The organism is Pseudarthrobacter sp. SL88, assembly GCF_026672455.1.
Taxonomy (GTDB): Bacteria; Actinomycetota; Actinomycetes; order Actinomycetales; family Micrococcaceae; genus Arthrobacter.
In genome coordinates, this window is record NZ_JAPPRD010000001.1 from 1778131 (window position 1) to 1800597 (window position 22467).

At 66.3% G+C, this 22467-nt stretch carries 18 protein-coding genes and 1 pseudogene; 14 read left to right on the forward strand and 5 right to left on the reverse strand.

The window, feature by feature from the left end:
- Positions 1-409: 409 nt before the first annotated feature.
- The 5 genes and pseudogenes from leuS to holA all read left to right on the forward strand — a co-directional run bounded on the left by leuS (position 410) and on the right by holA (position 8067).
- Positions 410-2936 (forward strand): annotated as a pseudogene (gene leuS, locus OVA06_RS08195) (leucine--tRNA ligase).
- A 94-nt stretch (positions 2937-3030) separates the two neighbouring features.
- Positions 3031-4026: a DegV family protein gene (locus tag OVA06_RS08200; protein ID WP_268157535.1), complete on the forward strand. Its 996-nt coding sequence runs from the start codon at positions 3031-3033 to the stop codon at positions 4024-4026.
- 48 nt (positions 4027-4074) lie between these two features.
- A complete protein-coding gene (locus OVA06_RS08205; RefSeq protein WP_268157536.1) occupies positions 4075-4980 on the forward strand; it encodes a ComEA family DNA-binding protein in 906 nt (301 codons plus the stop codon).
- Between the two features lie 229 nt (positions 4981-5209).
- Entirely contained in the window at positions 5210-7117 is a 1908-nt protein-coding gene (locus tag OVA06_RS08210; RefSeq protein WP_268157538.1) for a ComEC/Rec2 family competence protein, read from the forward strand.
- The gene (holA, locus tag OVA06_RS08215) at positions 7051-8067 is read left to right on the forward strand and encodes a DNA polymerase III subunit delta (RefSeq protein WP_056079347.1); all 1017 of its coding nucleotides are present in this window, start codon (positions 7051-7053) and stop codon (positions 8065-8067) included. Before OVA06_RS08210 ends, holA begins: the two co-directional genes overlap by 67 nt.
- Positions 8068-8227: 160 nt before the next feature.
- Here holA and rpsT read toward each other — a convergent pair whose 3' ends face one another.
- Together rpsT and OVA06_RS08225 are read right to left on the reverse strand one after the other, a co-directional pair.
- On the reverse strand, positions 8228-8488 hold the full coding sequence (gene rpsT / locus OVA06_RS08220; RefSeq protein ID WP_056079344.1) for a 30S ribosomal protein S20: 261 nt from the start codon (positions 8486-8488) through the stop codon (positions 8228-8230).
- A 169-nt stretch (positions 8489-8657) separates the two neighbouring features.
- Positions 8658-9206 carry a type II toxin-antitoxin system PemK/MazF family toxin gene (locus OVA06_RS08225; protein WP_268157541.1) on the reverse strand — a complete coding sequence of 183 codons (549 nt, stop codon included), beginning with the start codon at positions 9204-9206 and terminating at the stop codon, positions 8658-8660.
- A 170-nt stretch (positions 9207-9376) separates the two neighbouring features.
- Between OVA06_RS08225 and lepA the strand changes: the two genes are divergently transcribed.
- Positions 9377-11233: a translation elongation factor 4 gene (gene lepA / locus OVA06_RS08230; protein ID WP_200937764.1), complete on the forward strand. Its 1857-nt coding sequence runs from the start codon at positions 9377-9379 to the stop codon at positions 11231-11233.
- Positions 11234-11258: 25 nt separating this feature from the next.
- Positions 11259-12488: a radical SAM family heme chaperone HemW gene (gene hemW, locus OVA06_RS08235; RefSeq protein ID WP_268157544.1), complete on the forward strand. Its 1230-nt coding sequence runs from the start codon at positions 11259-11261 to the stop codon at positions 12486-12488.
- A gap of 75 nt (positions 12489-12563) precedes the next feature.
- On the opposite strand, the gene OVA06_RS08240 is transcribed toward hemW, so the two are convergent.
- Together OVA06_RS08240 and OVA06_RS08245 are read right to left on the reverse strand one after the other, a co-directional pair.
- A complete protein-coding gene (locus tag OVA06_RS08240; RefSeq protein ID WP_045731418.1) occupies positions 12564-12983 on the reverse strand; it encodes a DUF4870 domain-containing protein in 420 nt (139 codons plus the stop codon).
- A 119-nt stretch (positions 12984-13102) separates the two neighbouring features.
- The gene (locus tag OVA06_RS08245; protein ID WP_268157547.1) at positions 13103-13954 is read right to left on the reverse strand and encodes a DUF3097 domain-containing protein; all 852 of its coding nucleotides are present in this window, start codon (positions 13952-13954) and stop codon (positions 13103-13105) included.
- Positions 13955-14166: 212 nt separating this feature from the next.
- On the opposite strand from OVA06_RS08245, the gene hrcA reads away from it, so the two are divergent.
- The 3 genes from hrcA to OVA06_RS08260 all read left to right on the forward strand — a co-directional run bounded on the left by hrcA (position 14167) and on the right by OVA06_RS08260 (position 17165).
- Positions 14167-15180: a heat-inducible transcriptional repressor HrcA gene (hrcA, locus tag OVA06_RS08250; protein WP_056079328.1), complete on the forward strand. Its 1014-nt coding sequence runs from the start codon at positions 14167-14169 to the stop codon at positions 15178-15180.
- An 81-nt stretch (positions 15181-15261) separates the two neighbouring features.
- Entirely contained in the window at positions 15262-16389 is a 1128-nt protein-coding gene (gene dnaJ, locus OVA06_RS08255) for a molecular chaperone DnaJ (protein WP_056079325.1), read from the forward strand.
- Positions 16390-16391: 2 nt separating this feature from the next.
- On the forward strand, positions 16392-17165 hold the full coding sequence (locus tag OVA06_RS08260; RefSeq protein ID WP_268157550.1) for a 16S rRNA (uracil(1498)-N(3))-methyltransferase: 774 nt from the start codon (positions 16392-16394) through the stop codon (positions 17163-17165).
- Here OVA06_RS08260 and OVA06_RS08265 read toward each other — a convergent pair.
- Complete coding sequence (locus tag OVA06_RS08265) at positions 17158-18111, reverse strand: GerMN domain-containing protein (RefSeq protein ID WP_268157551.1); 954 nt, start codon at positions 18109-18111, stop codon at positions 17158-17160. The two genes, OVA06_RS08260 and OVA06_RS08265, sit on opposite strands and share 8 nt — an antisense overlap.
- 376 nt (positions 18112-18487) lie before the next feature.
- Between OVA06_RS08265 and OVA06_RS08270 the strand changes: the two genes are divergently transcribed.
- The 4 genes from OVA06_RS08270 to era are packed head-to-tail and all read left to right on the forward strand — an operon-like array spanning position 18488 to position 22317.
- Positions 18488-19576 (forward strand): PhoH family protein, encoded by a 1089-nt coding sequence (locus tag OVA06_RS08270; RefSeq protein WP_015937162.1) that lies wholly within the window; start codon positions 18488-18490, stop codon positions 19574-19576.
- Positions 19573-20046, forward strand: a complete 474-nt coding sequence (gene ybeY / locus OVA06_RS08275) for an rRNA maturation RNase YbeY (RefSeq protein ID WP_056079315.1) — start codon at positions 19573-19575, stop codon at positions 20044-20046. Before OVA06_RS08270 ends, ybeY begins: the two co-directional genes overlap by 4 nt.
- On the forward strand, positions 20043-21374 hold the full coding sequence (locus OVA06_RS08280; protein WP_268157554.1) for a hemolysin family protein: 1332 nt from the start codon (positions 20043-20045) through the stop codon (positions 21372-21374). Before ybeY ends, OVA06_RS08280 begins: the two co-directional genes overlap by 4 nt.
- On the forward strand, positions 21358-22317 hold the full coding sequence (gene era, locus OVA06_RS08285; RefSeq protein ID WP_056079309.1) for a GTPase Era: 960 nt from the start codon (positions 21358-21360) through the stop codon (positions 22315-22317). Before OVA06_RS08280 ends, era begins: the two co-directional genes overlap by 17 nt.
- Positions 22318-22467: the final 150 nt, after the last annotated feature.

Here is a 22467-nt window from a genome sequence, read left to right on the forward strand (position 1 = left end):
TCCAGGCAGGGTGGCCCCTGGCGTTTCACGTCGCCGGTGCGGATCCGGGCGGGAGGTCCCGGATGGCGGGCCCCTGGATGACGTGGCCGTCCACGGTGAAGCGGGAACCGGGCGTTGGGCCTGGCCAACGCAACGGCCGCCGGACCACCTATCCTGCAGCTGAGGCTGCAGGAGCGGGCGCAGGGAAGGCAGACACCGGACAGGGGGCGGGCCGGGTGCGCTAAAGTAGGTCTATGCGTGCGATCCTTCTGCTTAGCCAGCCGCCAGGTGTCCGAAACAACGGATAGCTGAGCGGCAGCCCCTCCTTTGTCGAGGGGCTTTTGTATGTCCGGGTCAGACCGGGCCCGCAGCAGGAGGATCAGGCCGTTATGGCAGCACACGTGCCGTAACAGAACAGAAGAGGGCAGCAGTGGGCGTTCAGCCGGAGACAGACACCGGAACAGCAGCAGTGGCGGCAGATGGGCCCGAAGAGGGCACCTACAGTTTTGCCGCAATGGAGGCCAGATGGCCGCAGGTGTGGGAGGATCTCAAGGTCTTTACCCCGGCCGATGACGGCTCACGGGAACGGCGCTACGTGCTGGACATGTTCCCTTACCCTTCCGGCGACCTGCACATGGGCCACGCGGAAGCGTTCGCCATGGGCGACGTGGTGGCCCGCTACCTGCGCCAGCAGGGGTTCGACGTGCTGCACCCGATCGGCTGGGACTCCTTCGGCCTCCCGGCCGAAAACGCCGCCATCAAGCGCAACGCCCACCCCAGTGAGTGGACCTACACCAACATCGACACCCAGGCGGCGTCCTTCAAGCGGTACGCCATTTCCGCCGACTGGTCCCGCCGCCTGCACACGTCCGATCCTGAGTACTACCGCTGGACCCAGTGGCTGTTCAAGCGCTTCTACGAGCGCGGCCTGGCCTACCGGAAGAACTCCCCGGTTAACTGGTGCCCCAAGGACCAGACTGTCCTGGCCAACGAACAGGTTGTCAACGGCGCCTGCGAGCGCTGCGGCACCGTGGTCACCAAGAAGTCCCTGAACCAGTGGTACTTCAAGATCACTGACTACGCCGACCGCCTGCTCGACGACATGGAACAGCTCCGCGGACACTGGCCCGAGCGGGTCCTGGCGATGCAGAAGAACTGGATCGGCCGCTCCGAAGGTGCGCACGTCAACTTCGTCATAGAGGCCGACGGCGGCAAGCCCGCCAAGAACGTCACGGTCTTCACCACGCGCCCGGACACCCTGTACGGCGCCACGTTCTTCGTCGTCGCCGCGGACGCGCCGATCGCCGTCGAGCTCGTCACGGATGAGCACGCCGCGGCGCTGGACGAATACCGGGAGACGGTCAAGGCACTGTCCGAGATTGAACGGCAGTCCACCGAGCGGGAGAAGACCGGTGTGTTCACCGGCCGGTATGCCGTCAACCCGCTGAACGGCGAGAAGCTGCCCGTGTGGGGCTGCAGACTACGTCCTCGCGGACTACGGCACCGGAGCCATCATGGCCGTGCCGGCCCACGACCAGCGCGACCTCGATTTCGCCAAAAAGTTCGACCTGCCGGTCCGTGCCGTCCTGGACACCGGCGAGGAGGATCCTGCCGCCACGGGCACCGCCACCGCCGGCGAGGGGACCCTGATCAATTCGGGCGAACTGGACGGCCTGCCCAAGGCCGAAGCCATTCCAGCGGCCATCGCCATCCTGGAGCGCCAGGGCACTGGCGAGAAGTTCGTGAACTTCCGGCTTCGTGACTGGCTCCTCAGCCGCCAGCGGTTCTGGGGCACGCCCATCCCCATCATCCACTGCCCCTCCTGTGGAGAGGTTCCGGTGCCCGACGAGCAGCTGCCCGTCACCCTCCCGTCGGACCTGCGCGGCGAGGACCTGGCGCCCAAGGGCACCTCCCCGCTGGCCGCAGCTGAGGACTGGGTCAACGTGGAATGCCCCAACTGCCACGGTGCCGCCAAACGCGACACGGACACCATGGACACCTTCGTGGATTCCTCCTGGTACTTCCTGCGCTTCGTCTCACCGGACTACACCGGGGGGCCGTTCGATCCGGCCAAGGTCAACGACTGGATGCCGGTGGGGCAATATGTGGGCGGCGTCGAGCACGCCATCCTCCACCTGCTGTACGCCCGCTTCTTCACCAAGGTCATCAACGATCTTGGCCTGATTGAAGCCAATGAGCCCTTCAGCGCCCTCCTCAACCAGGGGCAGGTGCTCAATGGCGGCAAAGCCATGAGCAAGTCCCTGGGCAACGGGGTGGACCTCGGCGAGCAGCTGGACAAGTACGGCGTGGATGCCGTCCGCCTGACCATGGTCTTCGCGTCCCCGCCTGAGGACGATGTGGACTGGGCAGACGTCTCCCCGTCCGGATCCGCGAAGTTCCTGGCCCGGGCATGGCGCCTGGCCCAGGACGTGACCAGTGCCCCCGGTACCGAGGCCGGAGCCGGCGACCGTGGACTGCGCTCCGTCACGCACCGCACCATCGCCGACGCTGCCGAACTTCTTGATGCCAACAAGTTCAACGTCGTGGTGGCCAAGCTGATGGAACTCGTCAATGCCACCCGTAAAGCCATTGACTCCGGAGCCGGCGGGGCCGACCCCGCAGTCCGCGAAGCAGCCGAAGCAGTGGCAGTGATCCTCAGCCTGTTCGCCCCGTACACGGCGGAGGACATGTGGAACGTGCTGGGCCACCCGGCGTCCGTGGCCAACGCCGGTTGGCCGGAGCACGACCCGTCCCTGCTGGTCCAGGACACCGTCACGGCGGTGGTCCAGGTCCAGGGCAAGGTCCGGGACCGGCTGGAAATCTCTCCGGACATTTCCGAGGACAGCCTGCGTGAACTGGCGCTGGCCTCGGAGAATGTGCAGCGTGCACTGGACGGCCGCGGCATCCGCACGGTCATTGTCCGGGCACCTAAACTGGTCAACATCGTTCCGGCCTAGCCGCCGATGCAACCTCGCCGGAACCGGCCGCCCGTCAAACCGGGCGGCCGGTTCCGGCTTTTCCGGACTCTGCACGAGGACACCAGGAGGCCATGTGCCCGACAGTAAAGCCGCCCCCTGGCCATGGGTCCGGGCCCGACTTTCCGCGCTGCGTCCGGCGGCCAGGCCCGGAGCAGCCGCTTCCGGTGCGGGCGTGCCGATGGCGCGGACCGCCGTCGTCACCGATTCCGCGGCCGCGCTGCCGGTTGGCTATCTCCGCAGCCTGCCGGCGAAAAGCCTCCTCACCATCACTCCGATGCCCGTCATGGTGGGTTCGGAGATTTACGGTGAGGGCGAGGACGACATCCTGGAAACCATTGCCCTGGCGTTGGCTGCGGGCACCCAGGTCAAAACATCGCGCCCTTCGCCGGGGCAGTTTGAACAGGCTTACCGGTCGTTGCAGCAGCAGGGGTACGAGTCGGTGGTGTCTGTGCACATCTCGGGTGACCTCTCGGGAACGGCAGACTCGGCCCGGCTGGCCGCCCACCGCGTTGGCATCCCCGTGCAGGTCATCGACTCACGGACCGTGGGTATGGCGCAGGGCATGGCCGTGCAGGCAGCGGTGGAGGCTGCGGCCGGGGGAGCCGGGCAGGCCGGAGTTGCCGCGGCGGCTGAGGCCCAGGCGGAGCGCACCAAGGTGTACTTCTACGTTCCCAGCCTGGAACAATTGCGCCGCGGCGGCCGCATCGGCGCCGCCGCTTCGCTGTGGGGAACGATGCTGGCCATCAAGCCCCTCCTCGCGGTGGACGGAGGCAAGATCATCCCGCTGGAAAAGGTGCGGTCGGCGGCCAAGGCGGTGGCGCGGTTGGAGGAAATCGTGGCCGCGGATGCGCTGGCCCGCCCCGCCGGCAGTGTCCGGTTGGCTGTCCATCACTTCGGTAATCCGGAGGAGGCTGAGAGCCTTGCCGTCCGGCTTTCTGCCGCGTTGCCGCAATGCCCGCCCCCGCAGATCAGCTCGCTGCCCGCCGTCCTGGCTGCCCATGCCGGCTTGGGCGTCCTCGCGGTGATCGTAGGCCAGGAGGACACCGCCCCGGCGAGCCTTTCCACATAGGCCCGGGCATGGCTGTTGCCGGGCCGGCACCCTCCATAGCGTTGAGTTATGTCACGCCGGGATGCTGCAGCAGCAGGCCAGCGGGCTCGCCATGCCCGGGCCCGGCTGCAGGCAACCCTGGGTGGCGGGTCCGGCGGAATGCTAGCCGTTGACCATGCCCGGGACGACGACGGCGGGGGCTTCGAGTACCGCGACGCCGGGGCAGGTGGTTTGGTCGCCGGAGACCTGCAATCGGCGGAGCTCGGCCCGAACACGCAGTCCCCGGCCGGCACGGGACCTTCGCTGCGCTGGCGGCTGAGCCTGCGCGTCGCCGTTGCGGTCGGCCTGCTGGCTGTTGCAGCCGGTGTCCTGTTCTGGTGGCAGACGGCCGGTGGACGGCCGGAGATCCTGCCGTTGAACACTGTCAGCCGCGAAAGCGCCCCGTCACCGGATAGTCAGGCCACCCCGGGCGGACAGGCGGGGGAAGGTGCCGGGGCGGAGGAGCCCTCCAAGGCGTCAGACGATGTCATGGTGGTCCACGTAACAGGAGCCGTACTGGCCCCCGGCGTGGTGAACCTGCCGGCCGGGAGCCGTGTCCATGAGGCCATTTCGGCTGCCGGCGGTGCTGCTGCCGACGCCGACCTGGACATTCTCAACCTCGCCGCCGTGGCGGAAGACGGGCAGAAGGTCCACATTCCCCGCCACGGGGAACAGCCAGCCGGGGACACCGGCGTATCCCAGGGCCAGGGAATTGCCACTCCGCCCGGGGCCGCCGGAGCGGGCGCCAAGATCAACATCAACACTGCCGGCGTTGCTGAGTTGGACTCCCTGCCGAAAGTCGGTCCCGTCCTGGCCCAGCGGATCGTCGACTGGCGAAAAGAGCACGGGCTCTTCAACGCGGTCGAGGATCTGGACGCTGTCGACGGCGTTGGCCCCAAGATGCTTGAGACGCTGCTGCCCCTGGTGACGGTCTGACATGCCGGTTGCGGATAACGGGAAAGGCCGGGCCCCGGGTCCCGGGCAGGTGCCCCCAAGCCCCTGGAACCGCTTTGTCGAGTCCGCGGTCCGGGGTGCAACGGAAGGGCCATCTCCTACGGACGCAGGCCGGACCGCGGTTGCCGGCCAATTCGTTTCCGGTGGCGGGAACAGCCCGGCACCGGCAAGCAGGGAGACTTCCACCCGGGCCGGCAGGAGCAGGGGCGCCTTGCAGGCTGCCCGGGTACGGGCAGTCGGTGATGCCCGGCGCCGACTGGGAATTCAAGACCGGGGCGGTGCTCCAGCAGGGGAGAGTGGGCCATCCGGCGAAGGCACCGGACCCCGGAAGCGCACCGATGTCCGGCTCGCCTTGCCTGCCGTCCTGGTCTGGGGCGCCGCCGTCGCCGGGCTCTGGCTGGCGCCGGCCGTATTGCTGGGACTCTGCATCGCCCTGCTTGTGCTGGCAGCCTCACTCCTGATGCTTTTACGTGGCACCGGGATGGGCCGGAACAAGCCTGCAGGCGCAGGTTCCTGGACGGGGCGCCGTCCGGAAAGGAGGAGTTTCCTGGCGACTACTGCCGTTGGCCTGCTGCTCGCGGTGGCTGCGGCGGCGCACTCCGCAGTAGCCTCCAGCCAGCGGTTTGAGGGTCCCTTTGCCGAGGCGGTGGCGGCGGGAAAGTCAGTGGTGGCGGTGCTGGAGGTCGCCGGTGCGCCGCGGCCGCTTCCCACGCCTGGCCAGTCCGGGGATTCCGCCAGGTGGTCCGTCGCCGTGTGGACGCGGGAAGTGAGCACCGGCGGCGTGATGCTGCGGACGCGGGCGCAGCTCGTGGTGACCGGCGGCAAGGAGTGGGAACGGTTGGTCCCGGGGCAGACGGTGCGTGCCGCCGGCAAGCTTCGGCCGCCGGATCCGGGCCGGCCGGAGGCGGGTGGAATGTCTGCAGCCACCGCCCCTGACCTGCGGGGCAGCGGGCGGGGGTTGGAAGCGGCTGCCAAGGACCTGCGTGCACGCTTTGTGGCTGCTTCCGCATTCTTGCCATCCGATGCTGCAGGGCTGCTGCCAGGCATGGTCACGGGGGACACCAGCGCCCTGGATGAGGGCCTGGCCAATGCCATGAAAACCGTCGGCATGACACACCTGACAGCTGTCAGCGGGGCCAATTGCAGCCTGGTCCTCGGTGCGTTGCTGGCGGGCTGCCGCAGGCTCCGGCTGTCGCGGGTTCCGGCCGCCGGGACGGCGTTGGCCGGACTGGGTCTGTTCGTGGTGCTGGTGGGCCCTGACGCCAGCGTGCTGCGCGCGGCCCTGATGGGGGCTGTCGGAATTGCTGCCCTCGCCGGTGGCCGGACCGGCCGCGGGCTGAGCTTTCTTTGCCTGGCAGTCATTGGCCTGCTGCTGCTGGACCCGGCGCTGGGCGGCAGTTTCGGGTTCCTGCTTTCCGTCCTGGCCACCCTGGGCATTATCCTGCTGGGCCGGCGCATCATGGACTGGACTCCTGCGGCCGTGCCCCGCTGGGCCGCCGCAGCTGTTGCGGTGCCGTTGTCGGCCCAGATGCTGTGCGGCCCCGTCATCGTCCTCCTGCAGCCGCAGTTCTCCACCTACTCACTGCTGGCCAATGTAGCCGCGGCACCGCTGGTTGCTCCGGTGACCCTGATGGGAACCGCCGCCGTTCCGCTGCTGGCGGCTGCCCCGTGGCTGGCAGTGGCGTTGATCGCCGTGGCGGGCACCTTCAGCGCCGGTGTTGCCGCGACGGCCTGGTTCTTTGCCCGGCTTCCGGGTTCCTCGTTGCCATGGCCCGAGGGGGTTCCAGGACTGCTGACGATGGCGGTTCTGTCAGCCCTCACCCTCGCGGCGGCCTGGGCAGCTGCACGGCCCCGCAGCGTCAGAGCCCTCGTTCTCCGGTGCCATGGCCGGGTGGTCAGGCTTCTGTGGTTGGTGGAAAGAAGCCCCGAGGCCGCCAGGCACGCGCATTGCCGGGCTGCTTCCAACAACGGCCCCTTCGCCAACGGCTTTGCTGTTCGGCGCAGACGTGGCAGGCTTGAATTCCCCTCACACCTTTCCGGAAGGAACCCATCATGGCTGCTGCGCAAAAGCGCGGAACCCGCCCGCCGGCGTCGAATCCGGCAGCCTGGCGGGACGTAACTCCCGCGGCCATCGTCCTGGTGAGCGGGCCGGAGGATTACCTGGGCATCAGGGCCATGGACAGCGTCCGCTCCCAGGTCCGCCAGGCAGCACCGGACGTTGAAGTGAGCCGGATCAACGCTGCGGCCTACGAACCAGGCTCCCTCCTGATGCAGGTCAGCCCGTCGCTGTTCGGTGAGAGCAAGCTGATCGAGGTTGAAGCAGTGGAGGCCATGAATGAGGCCTTCCTCACCGACGCCCTGTCCTACCTCGGCCGGCCAGCCGATGATGCCGTCCTCGTCCTCCGCCATGGCGGGGGCGCGCGTGGCAAGAAGCTCCTGGACGCTGTCCGAAAGGGCGGCTGGCCTGTTGTGGACTGCCAGCCGCTGAAGAAGGACGCGGACAAGATGGCGTTCGTGTCCGCCGAATTCAAGGAGGCCGGGCGCCGCATCGACCAGGAGGCCGTGCTGGCCCTCGTCAATGCGGTGGGCGCCAACCTCTCCGAGCTGGCGGCAGCGTGCAGCCAGCTCATTGCAGACTCAACAGGGACCGTCACGCCGGATGTCGTGGACCGCTATTACGGCGGACGGGTGGAAGCCACGGCGTTCAAGGTGGCTGACGCCGCAATGGCCGGAAACGGTCCGCTCGCCCTCTCCACCCTGCGCCATGCACTGGCCACCGGGGCAGACCCCGTGCCGCTGGTCGCAGCGCTGGCTGCGAAGCTCAGGACCGTGGCCCGGGTTGCCGGGGCGTCTGGATCCGCGGCCCAGATTGCGGCCGAGCTGGGAATGCAGCCCTGGCTGGTGGAACAGGCCCAGCGGGACGTCCGCCGGTGGACCCCTGACGGACTGGTGCGGTCGATCCAGGCCACGGCTGAAGCCGACGCACAGGTGAAGGGGTTGTCACGCGACCCCGTTTACGCCGTGGAACATGCGGTGACCGTGATTTCCATGTCCGTCCAGGGCAGGTAGCGGCAAGGGCAGGAGCAACAGCACCGGACAGGCAACAGTGCGCTTCTTCCGGCAGTGCCAGCCCTCCATGGGCGCACCGGATAGGCATCCGGAGGTTAAAGGCGTGTGGCCGGTACCCGAGGGTACCGGCCACATCCATCAGTTCATGGAACTGGAAACCTTACAGTGCGTTGACCTTCTTGGAGATCGCCGACTTGCGGTTCGCTGCGTTGTTCTTGTGCAGAACACCCTTGCTGACAGCCTTGTCCAGCTTGCGGCTGGCAGAAACGAGCGCAGTAGCAGCAGCGTCCTTGTCGGAGGACTCAACGGCCGTGTTGACAGCGCGGATGGCCGTCCTCAGCTCAGACTTGACTGCGTTGTTACGCAGACGGGCCTTTTCGTTGGTCAGGATGCGCTTCTTCTGGGACTTGATATTCGCCACGTGTGAACTCTCTATTGTAATGCGGAAATGGTCTAGAGGGCTTTCAAGCTGGCCTTGACTGAGCGGCGTGGGGATACCTATGGCGGCCAGCCATCAGTGACCGTCGACCTGCACGGACACACAGCTATAAAGAATAGCAGGCCAGCGGCGTGACTGGCCATTTTCCGTCCTACCGCCAGCCGTGTCGCGCGCGCAGTCCGGCGGCGACGGCGTCAAACCGGGCCCGGTCCAGCACGGCGCCCTCCCTGCGGATGCTGTCCGGACGGATTTGCAGCACCCGGTCCAGCTTCGCTTCGCTGGGCCGGCCCTGGCGGTCCCAGCCGCCGGCCCCCACGTCTACATAGTCCCGGGAAGCGGACGCTGCCGGTACCCGGTCCTTGCTGGTGAGCATCAGCCCCAGCAGGTATTTTCCATGGCGGCCCACTATCAGGACGGGCCGGTCCTTGCCCCGGGAATAGTCCTCTTCAAAGGGGACCCACGTCCACACAACCTCGCCCGGATCGGGCTCGCCGTCTGGCTGTGGCGCATAGCGGATTTCAGCCCGGCCGGTGAAATCCCCGGGATAGCCTGCAGCAGCAACGCCGTCCATGGTGCCTTGGGCGTTCTGACGGGCAGGTCGCGGGGCCGGACGCCGATGTGCCGTGGGTTTGTCCGCGTTCCGAAGCAGCCTCAGGCCTGCCCGGACAGCGTTACCCAGCGTGCGGAGGTTGATAGCCATGCCGCCACCCTATAGCCCGGGCCTGCAGGCGGGGTGGGTCCGGTGCAGGTAATGCGGTGCGAGTGGCCAGGACGTGGGAGACTGGTGGCTGAAGAAGCGCGGCTAATCCGCGGGCAGCATGTGGTGTGCCTGCCGGACGGCCGCGGAAAAGCCAACAGTAAGGACCCTGCGTGTCTCCCATGGCCCGCACCGCACCGGTGCCCGCCGCGACAGATCCGGCTATTATTCGGAACTTTTGCATCATCGCGCACATTGACCACGGCAAGTCCACCCTGGCTGACCGGATGCTTCAGTCCACCGGAGTAGTCCAGGCGCGTGACATGAAGGCGCAGTACCTGGACCGGATGGATATTGAGCGCGAACGCGGCATCACCATCAAGTCGCAGGCCGTGCGCATGCCCTGGGAAGTGGAAGGCGTCAGTTATGCGCTGAACATGATCGACACCCCGGGCCACGTGGACTTCACCTATGAGGTGTCACGGTCCCTCGCCGCCTGCGAGGGCGCAATCCTGCTGGTGGACGCGGCCCAGGGTATCGAGGCCCAGACCCTCGCCAACCTGTACCTGGCGATGGAAAACAACCTCGCCATCATCCCGGTGCTGAACAAGATCGATCTTCCGGCAGCGCAGCCGGAAAAGTACGCAGCGGAGCTTGCCAGCCTCATTGGCGGCGATCCCGAGGACGTGCTGCGCGTGTCCGGCAAGACGGGCGTTGGCGTGGAGGCGCTCCTGGACAAGATTGTCCGCGACCTGCCGGCCCCCGAGGGCAACCCCGACGCCCCTGCCCGTGCCATGATCTTCGACTCGGTCTACGACACCTACCGCGGCGTGGTGACGTATGTGCGCGTGGTGGACGGCATGCTCCACCCGCGTGAACGCATCCAGATGATGTCCACCAGGGCCTCCCACGAGCTCCTGGAAATCGGCGTCAGTTCCCCGGAACCCACACCCTCCAAGGGCCTGGGCGTCGGCGAAGTGGGCTACCTGATTACCGGCGTGAAGGACGTCCGCCAGTCCAAGGTGGGCGACACCGTCACCAACCTGGCCAAGCCGGCCGCCCAGTCGCTCCCTGGCTACGCCGATGCGAAGCCCATGGTGTTCTCCGGCCTCTACCCGCTGGACGGTGCCGACTACCCGGTACTGCGCGACGCCCTTGAGAAGCTCATGCTCAATGACGCTGCGCTGGTGTATGAACCCGAAACCTCTGCAGCGCTGGGCTTCGGCTTCCGCGTGGGCTTCCTGGGCCTCCTCCACCTCGAGATCACGCGCGAACGACTGGAGCGCGAATACAACCTCGACCTCATTTCCACCGCTCCGAACGTGGAGTACGAGGTGACCCTGGAGGACAAGAAGGTGGTCCGCGTGACCAACCCCAGCGAGTATCCCACCGGTAAGATTGCCGAGGTCCGCGAACCCATGGTCTCCGCCACCATCCTGGCCCCCAACGAGTTCGTCGGTGCCATCATGGAACTGTGCCAGTCACGCCGCGGCGTCATGGGCGGCATGGACTACCTTTCCGAGGACCGGGTGGAAATCCGCTACCGCCTTCCGCTGGCGGAAATCGTGTTCGATTTCTTCGACATCCTCAAGTCCAAGACCCGTGGCTACGGCTCACTGGACTGGAAAGCCGACGGCGAGCAGGTGGCCGACCTGGTGAAGGTGGACATCATGCTCCAGGGCGAACAGGTGGATGCCTTCAGTGCCATCACGCACAGGGAGAAGGCGTACGCCTACGGCGTGATGATGACCGGAAAGCTCCGCGAACTGATCCCGCGGCAGCAATTTGAGGTTCCCATCCAGGCGGCCATCGGTTCCAGGATCATCGCGCGCGAAAGCATCCGGGCCATCCGCAAGGACGTCCTGGCGAAGTGCTACGGCGGTGACATCTCGCGTAAGCGCAAGCTGCTGGAGAAGCAAAAAGAAGGCAAGAAGCGCATGAAGATGGTGGGCACCGTGGAGGTGCCGCAGGAAGCGTTCATCGCCGCCCTCACCACCGACGAATCGAAGGACAAGGCCAAAAAGAAGTGACCACCGCGCAGCGGGGTACCCGCTGATGCCCAGCGTACTTCCCCTTGGTGACCCGGCGCCGTCGGACGGCATCCTGCCTCCGCAGGCGGCCGTCGGCGCGGGAGAGCGCGCGTTCGGGCTGTATGTCCACATCCCCTTCTGCGCCGTGCGCTGCGGTTACTGCGACTTCAACACCTACACAGCCACCGAACTCGGCGGCGGTGCCTCGCAGGATGCCTATGCCGGTACGGCAGCGTCCGAGGTGGCGTTTGCGGCTACGGTGCTCAAGGCATCCGGTGTACCGGACCGCAAGCTCAGCACCGTCTTTTTCGGCGGCGGCACACCCACGCTGTTGCCCGCCGAAGACCTGGCTTCGATTCTTCGGACGGCTATCGACCAATGGGGGATCGAGGAAGGCGCCGAGGTCACCACTGAGGCGAATCCCGATTCGGTGACCCCGGAGTCCCTGGCTGTGCTCAGGGATGCCGGCTTTACACGGGTCTCATTCGGGATGCAGTCCGCCGTTCCGCACGTCCTGAAGGTTTTGGACCGCACCCACACACCGAGCAGGGTTCCCCTGGTGGTGCAGTGGGCACGGGACGCCGGCCTGGCAGTGAGCCTCGACCTGATCTATGGGACGCCGGGGGAGTCGTTGGCCGATTGGCAGTTCTCCCTTGAAACTGCGTTGTCCTATCGACCGGATCACATCAGCGCCTATGCGCTGATCGTTGAGGACGGCACCAAGTTGGCGGCGCAGATCCGGCGCGGCGAGGTCCCGGGCATCGACGACGACGATCACGCAGACAAGTACGAGCTCGCTGACCGCCTGATCACCTCTGCAGGCCTGGAGTGGTACGAGGTCAGCAACTGGGCACGCACGCCGGAACAGGCCTGCCGGCACAACCTCGCTTACTGGCGCGGCGACGACTGGTGGGGAATCGGGCCGGGCGCGCACTCGCATGTGGGCGGCGTGCGCTGGTGGAACGTGAAGCATCCTGCCGCGTATGCCGGCCGGCTGGTGCAGGGGAACTCTCCGGCCGCCGGACGCGAAACCCTGGACGCAGAGACCCGGAACGTGGAGCGGGTCATGCTTGAGGCCCGCCTCCAGTCCGGGCTGGAAGTGGCAAGCCTGGATACAGTGGGGCGGCACCAGATCGCCGGGCTCATTGCTGAGGGGCTGGTGGATCCGGGCGCAGCATTCCGGGGGACGCTGGTCCTGACGCTGAAGGGCCGGCTCCTGGCCGACGCGGTGGTACGCCGGATCCTGCCCGACTAGGGCTGGGATGCTGCGGGTGGGCCCAGGGCCGAAGAGGTCCCCGGACCGGCTTGCGGGGGCAGGGAGCCGGCGGGACTACTTGATCCAGCGCAGGTTGAACTGGTACCGGTGCGGTTGGCCGCGGTTGACGTGGATGCCGGCCGCCACCGAAAAGCACGTCAGGGCAATCCAGATCAACGTGGCGATCACGGCAAAGATGTTTCCGACCACGGGAATGAACACCAGGATGTTCGCCACTACCGCTGCGATGGTGGGCGGCAAGCTGAAGTTCAGGGCCTCCTTCGACTCCTGGGCCGTGAAGGGCCCCCGGTCGCGGAAGATGAGGAAGATCAGCAGGGCGGGGACGCAGCCCAGGATCCCGCCGAAGTGTGCCAGGGTGGCCCATTGCCGGTCTTCGCTGGCCGTGAGCGGCAGCGCATTCGCGGGGACGCCGTGGTATTCGGAACGGCCGGTGCTGCTTTGGCCGTCCCTGTGCTCGCGTGCGTTTTCTGCCACAGTCTGTTCCTTCGAAAAGTGCAAATTGATGCTGGGGATGCAGTTGGTGCTTCGGCGCCCCTGCGGATCGCGGGGCACCGCAGTATCAAGAATACTGGTGTTTGCCGGTCCGGCGTCCGTCAGGGTGCTGTGAGGAAGTCGATGACTTCCTCGACCCGGCCCAGCAGTGAAGCCTCCAGGTCCGCGTAGGTATGGACGGCGCCGAGCAGTTTCTGCCATCCCAGCCCGACGTCCTCCTTCGTGGAGTGCGGCCAGCCGAACGCCTTGAGGATCCCGGTTTTCCAGTCCTGGCCCCGCGGTACGGACGGCCACTGCGGAATGCCCAGCACGGAAGGCCGGATGGCCTGCCACACATCCACATAGGGGTGGCCGACAATCAGGACGTTGCCAGCAGCGCCAGGGCCGGCCATGACAGCGTCAGCAATGCGGGATTCCTTGGAGTCAGGGACCAGATGGTCCACCAGCACGCCCAGCCGACGGCCCGGGCCGGGCCTGAATTCCTTTACCGCCCCGGCGAGGTCGTCGATGCCATGCAGGGGTTCGACGACGATGCCCTCCACCCGGAGGTCGTCTCCCCATACCTTCTCGACGAGTTCGGCGTCGTGCTTGCCTTCCACCCAGATGCGGCTCGCCTTGGCCACCTGCGCGCGCTGGCCTGCGACACGTACGGAACCTGAGGCGGTGCGCCCGGCTGACGGGCCGCCCGCTGCGGGCCGGGGTGCCGGTGGCATCAGCCTGATGGCACGGCCCTCGAGGAGGAACCCAAATCCCAGCCGGAAGGTCCGCGACTTTCCGCGCCGGTCTTCGAGGGCCACCACGTGCATGCCGCCGGACTTTTCCACCCGGGTGACGGCCCCTACCCATCCGGACTGTACGTCTTCGAGCACCATGCCCCGTTCCACAGGCACTTCCGGCAGTTGTGTACGGGCGGGAGCCGACATGTCCCTCGGGCCCCAATTCTGGTAATCCATGGTCACTCCGCCTCGCCGTAGGTCTTGTCCCGGAATTTCGCCCGGAGCGGTACCAATGCTAACAACGGGCCAAGGCATAATAGACTGTTAGCACTTAGGCATGTCGAGTGCTAACAATTCGAGCGCTAACAGTTCGAGTGCATGTTCGAGTGCGTGCAGACTGGCAGGAAGGAACGGGTGGCTGATCCACCCCGACTGGATGGAGGTGGAGTGTGAGTGAGCCGCGCAAGCTTGAAGTACTGCGGGCCATCGTGGAGGACTACGTCCACTCCCGCGAGCCGGTAGGTTCCAAGGCCCTGGTGGAAAGGCATCACCTGGGCGTTTCCAGTGCCACCATCCGGAACGATATGGCGGCGCTTGAGGACGAGGGCCTCATCACGGCGCCGCACACCAGCGCCGGCCGGATTCCCACGGACAAGGGTTACCGATTGTTCGTGGACCAAATTTCGGCCGTGAAGCCGCTCTCGCAAGCCGAACGGCGCGCCATCCAGTCCCTCCTGGAGGGATCCGACGACCTTGACGACGTCCTCGACCGCACCGTGCGGCTGTTGTCCCAGCTGACCAACCAGGTGGCAGTGGTCCAGTACCCCCACCTCAGCCGGGCGCTGATCCGGCACATCGAGTTCGTCCTGCTGGCGCCGCGCAAGGTCCTGGTGGTCCTGATCGCGAACAGCGGCAACGTGGAGCAGCGCGTCATCGACGCCGGGCAGGACCTCGCGGACGAAGCGCTGTCCGCGCTGCGTAGCCGTTTCCTGGGAACCCTGGCCGGAACACCGCTGGCCCGGCTGGCGCAGGCCCTTCCCGCCGTCGTCTCCTCTGTCAGTCCGGGGGAGCGGCAGGCGGCGCAGTCGCTGGCCCACGCCCTGGAAATACTCGCGCACAGCAGTCGCGAGGACCGGATGGTCATGGCCGGCACGGCCAACCTGGCCCGGTCCAATGTCGACTTTCCGCTGAGCATCGGCCCCGTGCTGGAAGCTTTGGAAGAACAGGTGGTGATGCTGCGGCTGCTGAGCGACATGGCGCAGGACCACCGTGGCGTGGCCGTCAGCATCGGCCGCGAAAACCCTTACGACGGCCTGGCCGAAGCGTCGGTCGTGGCCACCGGCTACGGTCCGGACAGCGTGGCCAAGATCGGCATCCTGGGTCCCACCCGGATGGACTATCCCAACACCATGGCGGCCGTCAGGGCAGTTGCCCGTTACCTTTCCCGCATCCTGGGTCCCTGACCGGCCCGGCCCGGCACCACAGCCGCCGGGCCCGCACGGCAGCCCCACCGCAGGCAGTACAACAAGGAAGAGATACGAACTTTGAGCAGCCACTATGACGTCCTTGGAGTTTCACCGGAAGCCACCGGAGAAGAAATCAAGAAGGCCTACCGCAAGCTGGCCCGGACACTCCACCCTGACGTCAACCCGGGCGAAGATGCGGCGGACCGCTTCAAGGCGGTGACGCACGCCTACGAAGTCCTCTCCGATCCGCAGAAACGCCGGGTTTACGACACCACCGGCAACGAGAACGGCACCGACAACGGATTTGGTGGCGGAAGCTACGCCGGCCAGGGCTTTGCCTTCCAGGACATCTTCGACACGTTCTTCGGCGCCGGGGGATCCTCCGGACCCGCCTCACGGGTCCGCCGCGGCCAGGATGCACTCATCAGCGTCCGTATCGAACTGCGGGACGCTGTCTTCGGCGTCAACAAAAAACTTGAGGTGGACACTGCAGTCACCTGCCCCACCTGTGAGGGGTCATGCTGCCGTCCGGGGACGCACCCCGAACGCTGCGACATCTGCGGGGGCAGTGGCCAGGTCCAGCGCGCTGTCCGTTCGATCCTCGGCCAGGTCATGACCGCTGCACCGTGCGGTACCTGCGAGGGTTTCGGCACGGTCATCAAGGACCCCTGCAATGAATGCAGCGGCCAGGGCCGCATCCGGAGCCGCCGCTCCCTGACCATCAAGGTTCCCGCCGGCGTCGCAACCGGAACACGCATCCAGCTGACCGGACAGGGCGAGGCCGGCCCCGCGGGCGGCCCCTCCGGCGACCTCTACGTAGAGGTCCGCGTCAACAACGACGCCACCTATGTGCGGGACGGCGACGACCTGCACGCAACCCTGAACATTCCCATGACGGCGGCGGCGCTGGGCACCGACGTCAGCCTGGAGACCTTCGACGGAACCCAGGACATCGACGTGAAGCCAGGCACCCAGTCCGGTGAAATCATCACCCTCCGCGGCCTTGGCGTCACCCACCTGCGCGGATACGGCCGCGGCGACCTGAAGGTGCACCTGCAGGTGGAAACGCCGGCCAAGCTCGACGCAGCGCAGGAGGAGCTCCTCCGGCAGCTTGCCAAGCTCCGCGGAGAACAGATCACCGAAGGCAAGCTCGCTGCCAGCGGCGGGATGTTCGCGAAGCTGCGGGACCGGCTGGGTAACCTGTAGCGGTGAGCAACCCCGTCTTTTTTGCCTCCGCCGGATCCCTTGACGGGCTGGAGGAGGGCATGGAGTTTGTCCTGGAGGGGCCGGAGGCACGCCACGCTGTTGCCGTAAAGCGCCTCGCGGCGGGCGAAGCCGTGGACATCGTCGACGGCGCGGGTACCCGCATGAGCGGGACGGTGGCCGAGGCCGCAGGCACCCGCCTCACGGTGCGGTGCGGTGCCCTGGTGGAGGAGGCCCGCCCCAGTGTCCGACTGGTGCTGGTGCAGGCCCTCGCCAAGGGCGACCGCGATGAGCTCGCCATCGAGACCGCCACTGAACTGGGCATCGACGCCGTCATTCCCTGGCAGTCCGAACGTTCCATCGTGCGATGGAAAGGTGACCGGGCCGCCAAGGCGCACGCCAAATGGCAGTCCGTGGTGGGCGCTGCCGCCAAGCAGGCGCGGCGGGCATGGATCCCTGAGGTGCGTCCCGCCGTCGACACCGCTGCACTTGCTGCCGCCGTGGAAGCCGCGGACCTGGCAGTCATCCTGCACGAAGACGCAGTGCGGCCCCTCCGTTCTGTGCTGGAAGGCTGGGACGGTGCCAGCGGCACCGGAACCCGTGAAGTGCTCCTCATCGTGGGCCCGGAGGGTGGAATCAGCCCACGGGAGGTGACGCGCCTCTGCGACCGCGGAGCCGTCACGGGCCTTCTGGGCCACCACGTGCTGCGCTCATCCACGGCCGGTCCTGCCGCCGTCGTGCTCTCCAGCGACATCCTGGGGCGCTGGGACGCTACCTGACCTTGAAGGACCGGTTGTCCTCGAACTGGTCCGGCCCGCCGTCGGACCCGGCCTGGGCGACCCTCAGTTCGTAGTCCCCGGCGGGGAGGGTCAGGGCCAGCGTGAACACTCCTGCCTGCCCCTGTTCCGACGACGCCGTGGTTTCGCCGGTGAGGAAGGGCGCCTTGGCGCCGTTGTCCCCGGTCCGCAGGATCTGCCAGCGAAGCTTGCCGCCCGCCGATGTGCTGCGTCCGGTGATTTTGACACTGCCGTCCGCCACTTCGGAGCTTTCCTGGGGATCGATGATCCAGACAGGAGCCACCAGGCCCGCCGTCCTGGTCATCAGGGCGCCCAGCTGAACCTGCCCGAAAGCCATGTAGTCGGTGTGGCCGTCCACAAGGATCCGTACCCGGATCTGCTGGCCGGAGTCGATCAACCCGGAACTGGCTGCGGCAGCAGTGGCCGTGTAGACGAGCTGCTGGACTGCCCGGGCGGCCATGTCCGCATCCAGGTTGCTGTTGAAGGCGTCCTCGGAGACATCGACGGTGATGACGTCCTTGCCGGAAATCGAGGTGGCCAGCTTGCCGGGGTTCTGCCACGGGGTGAAGAAGTCAGGGTCAAGGGGCTTATCGGACATCATGGCACGCAGTGCGCGCGTCACCGGGTTCTCCTGTTCAGGCACGTCCCGGAACTCCCTGTACAGGAAGACGTTGCTGCTGCTGCGGCCTATCCAGTAAACGGGCGCCTTGTTGGACGACTGCGTGGTTTCCAGCGGGGCGCTGGTGGAAGGCGGCTCCGGGCTTCCCGTGGTCGCAGGCCCGGTCATGAGGGTGCCCGTGGGGGAGGGGCCAGGTTCTGCTACGCAACCGGCAAGGATCGGCACGGCCGTCAGGACACCTGCCAGCACGAACGCGCGGGCGCGGCCCACGTGTCGACCTGCCCGGCGGGGCGCAACGGTATCCGGCACTTGTGCCTTTCCTTTCCTGTCGTGAGGGCCGTTCCCCGGTCGGCCCAATGTCACAGCCGTGGCTGGATTTCCAGCATTGCACAGCCCGGCGAAGCGATTTGCCCGGTTCCGGCCATGGGGCACAACTGCAACGGGAACGATATGAGGACGATATGAAGTTGATACCTAATGACCGATACTGCGTGGGCGCAGCTGCTCCCTGTCCCCTCGTGCGTGTGGCCGCCTACGGTCTCCCTCTGTTCCGCTTTGCCGAAGGGCAGGGTGCGCTGGCGTAAGATAAAAGGATCACGGAGCGCAGAAACCTGGCACTGGTTTCCCGGACCGGGACGACAGTAGAAACTACCTCGAGGGGACCACAGGCCTGCGGGCCAGCACCATGACTGAATCAGCCAACGGAAAGCGCCGGCTCAACACGGGAGAGGGCACTGCCGGGGAATTTCCCCACACCCTTCCCGGCGTCCGGACCGAGGTAGTCCTTTTCGACAATTCCGATCAGATGGTCCAGTCACTCGGCAGCCACGATGAGGCGCTGCGGTACATCGAGGAGCAGTTCCCGGACGTCAACTTCCACGTCCGCGGCAACGAACTTTCCCTCAGCGGCCCGGCCGGCGACGTTCCCCGGATCATGCGGCTCCTCCAGGAAGTCCGCGGGCTGGTGGCACGCGGCACTGTCATCACCCCCGCGGTCCTGCAGCAGCTGGTGGCACTGCTCCGGAGCCAGTCGCTCCAGAACCCCGTGGATGTGCTGACGCACGACATCCTCTCCAGCCGGGGCAGGACCATCCGGCCCAAGACGCTGAACCAGAAGAACTACGTCGACGCCATCGATGACAACACCGTCATTTTCGGCATCGGCCCCGCCGGAACCGGCAAGACGTACCTGGCCATGGCCAAGGCTGTCCAGGCCCTTCAGCAGAAGGAAGTCAGCCGCATTATCCTTACCCGCCCGGCCGTCGAAGCAGGCGAACGCCTCGGATTCCTGCCCGGAACCCTGAGCGACAAGATCGACCCCTACTTGAGGCCGCTCTACGATGCGCTCCACGACATGATGGACCCCGAATCCATTCCGCGGCTCATGGCAGCCGGAACCATTGAGGTGGCTCCGCTGGCCTACATGCGCGGCAGGACGCTCAATGACGCATTCATCATCCTGGATGAGGCCCAGAACACCACCCCGGAACAGATGAAGATGTTCCTCACCCGGCTGGGCTTCGGTTCCAAGATGGTGGTCACCGGTGACGTCACCCAGGTGGACCTGCCCTTCGGGACACGGTCCGGGCTGCGGATCGTGGAGGAGATCCTGCACGGCATCGAAGGCGTGAACTTCTCCGTCCTTGATGCGGCGGACGTGGTACGGCACCGCCTCGTGGGAGACATCGTCAATGCCTACAGCATCTGGGACGACAGGCAAAGGAACCGTGCCCGGCAAACGGCCGGCAGGGAAAAGCGGGGGGAGCACGCATGAGCATCGAGGTGAACAACGAATCCGGCGTCCAGGTGGACGAGGCGGGGCTGGTAGCCCTGTCCCGGTACATTTTTGAACAGCTTTACATCCATCCGCAGGCCGAACTGTCCATTCTCCTGGTGGATGAGCCAGCCATGGAGAAGCTTCACGTCGAACTCATGGACGAGCCCGGGGCAACCGACGTGTTGTCGGTGCCCATGGATGAACTCACGCCCGGAACTCCGGACCGTCCCACCCCGCAGGGGATGCTCGGCGACATCGCCATCTGCCCCCAGGTGGCACAAGTCCAGGCCAAAAACGCCGGCCACGCCCTCCAGGATGAGATGCTGCTGCTGACCACGCACGGCATCCTGCACCTTTTGGGCTATGACCATGCCGAGCCCGAAGAGAAAGAAGAGATGTTCGGGCTCCAGCGCGAACTCCTGACCGGCTTCACCGGCAAGGAAGCGCCCGCCGAGACCACCCAGTGACGCCCCTGCTCCTGGTGGCGATGGCCCTGGTCTTCCTGGCCATCGCCGCCGTACTCACCGCGGCCGAGGCCGCCTTCAATTTCCTCCCCCGCCACGATGCGGAAGAAGCACTGCTCCGCAGCCGCGGAACTGCAATGCGCAACATCCTCCGCGAGCCCGTTGCGCATATCCGGGCCCTGCGGTTCTGGCGTGTCTGGTTCGAAATGGCCTCCGCGGTTGCCGTCTCGGTACTGCTCTACAGTCTCCTGGACGACATCTGGCTGGCCGGCCTTGCAGCGACCGGCATCATGGCGCTGCTCGGGTTCGTGATCGTGGGTGTCTCACCCCGCCAGTTGGGCAGGCTCCACTCGGCTGCAGTGGTGCGTTTCACGGCGCCGATGATCCGTTTCCTGACGTGGGTCCTCGGACCCATCCCGGGATGGCTCGTCGCGTTGGGAAGCGCTGCAGCCCCGGGCGCACCCGGAGGGGATGAAGCCTTCTTCAGCGAGCAGGAATTCCGTGAACTGGTGGACCGCGCCAGCGAATCCGACATGATCGAGGACACCGAAGCTGAGATGATCCAGTCGGTGTTTGATTTCGGGGACACCCTGGTCCGTGCCGTCATGGTGCCCAGGACGGACATTGTCGGCATCGACTCCGGTTCGAGCCTGCACGAGGCCATGTCCCTGTTCCTCCGGTCCGGCTACTCCCGGGTCCCGGTCATCGGCGAGGACACCGACCACATCCTGGGGATCGTCTACCTCAAGGACGTGGCCGCCGTCGTACACGAACTGGACGCCGGCGTCGAACCGCCCACGGTTGACTCCATGGCCCGCGAGGTCCGCTACGTGCCGGAATCAAAACCGGTGAGCGACCTGCTGCGCGAACTGCAGAAGGAATCGACGCATGTGGCCATCGTCATCGACGAGTACGGCGGCACGGCCGGCCTGGTCACGCTGGAGGACCTGATCGAGGAAATCGTTGGCGAGATCGTTGACGAATACGACACCGAAAGCGCCGAGGCCGTCGAGCTCGGTGACGGTTCCTACCGCGTCAGCTCCAGGATGAGCATCGATGACCTCGGAGAGCTCTTTGATATCGAGCTTGACGACGACGAGGTGGACACCGCGGGCGGACTCCTCGCCAAAGCGTTGGGACGCGTTCCCATCGTGGGCAGCCGGGTGGAAGTCCAAGGCGTATCGCTGCGGGCCGACCGGCTTGAGGGCCGCCGCAACCGCGTCAGCCACATCATTGCGGCGCCCGTGCCAACAGTAGACACTGACCTTGAAGACCTCTTCCATGAGGCGGAAGCAACCCAGCAGGGAGTTCCACGTGAGCAAGAAAAGTAAGGCCCAGGCAGAGGACGATTTCGGCGGATTCCGGGCGGGGTTCTCGGTCCTCGTCGGGCGTCCCAACGCGGGCAAGTCCACTTTGACCAACGCCCTGGTGGGTAAGAAAGTAGCCATCACGTCTGCCAAACCCCAGACCACCCGGCACACCATCCGGGGGATCGTTCACCGGGAGGACGCCCAGCTGATCCTGGTGGACACACCGGGGCTGCACCGGCCGCGGACCCTGCTCGGCAAGCGCCTGAACGACCTGGTGGCCGACACCCTCGCAGAGGTGGACGCCATCGGCTTCTGCCTGCCCGCCAACGAAAAGATCGGTCCCGGCGACAAGTTCATCGCGGCCCAGCTTGCCGCCGCGGGCGGGAAGCCTGTGATCGCCATCGTGACGAAGGCTGACCTTGTGGACAAGCAGGCGCTGACCGAACAGCTGCTGGCCGTCGATGCCCTCGGCCGTGAAGTATTGGGCGAAGACGGGTGGCGGGACATCGTCCCCGTGTCCGCGAACGATGGATTCCAGGTGGATACTGTGGCCGACGTCCTGATCAGCCACATGCCGCCGTCGCCCCCTCTGTATCCGGACGGTGAACTGACCGACGAGCCTGAGGCTGTCATGGTGGCCGAACTGATCCGCGAGGCGGCGCTGGAAGGCGTCCGGGATGAACTTCCGCATTCACTCGCCGTGGTGGTGGAAGAGATCGTTCCCCGCGAGGACCGGCCGGAAGACAATCCACTCCTCGACGTGCGGGTAAACCTCTACGTGGAACGTCCGTCCCAGAAAGCCATCATCATCGGCAAGGGCGGAAGCAGGCTGCGGGAGGTGGGGACCAACGCGCGCAAGGGCATCGAGGCGCTGCTCGGCACACGCATCTACCTGGATCTCCATGTGAAGGTGGCAAAGGACTGGCAGCGGGATCCAAAACAGCTGGTCAAGCTCGGTTTCTGACGTCTTTGGCGGGGTGTCGCAGGTCACCGCCCGGCGTTTTCCCAGACTCGGCCACTAAAATGGACCGGATTTTGTATTTAGAGGAAGGTTCAACACGTGGCGCGAGGCCGTGGCAAAAACGAGTTCGGCGCTGAGCCGCCACCCGGCTCT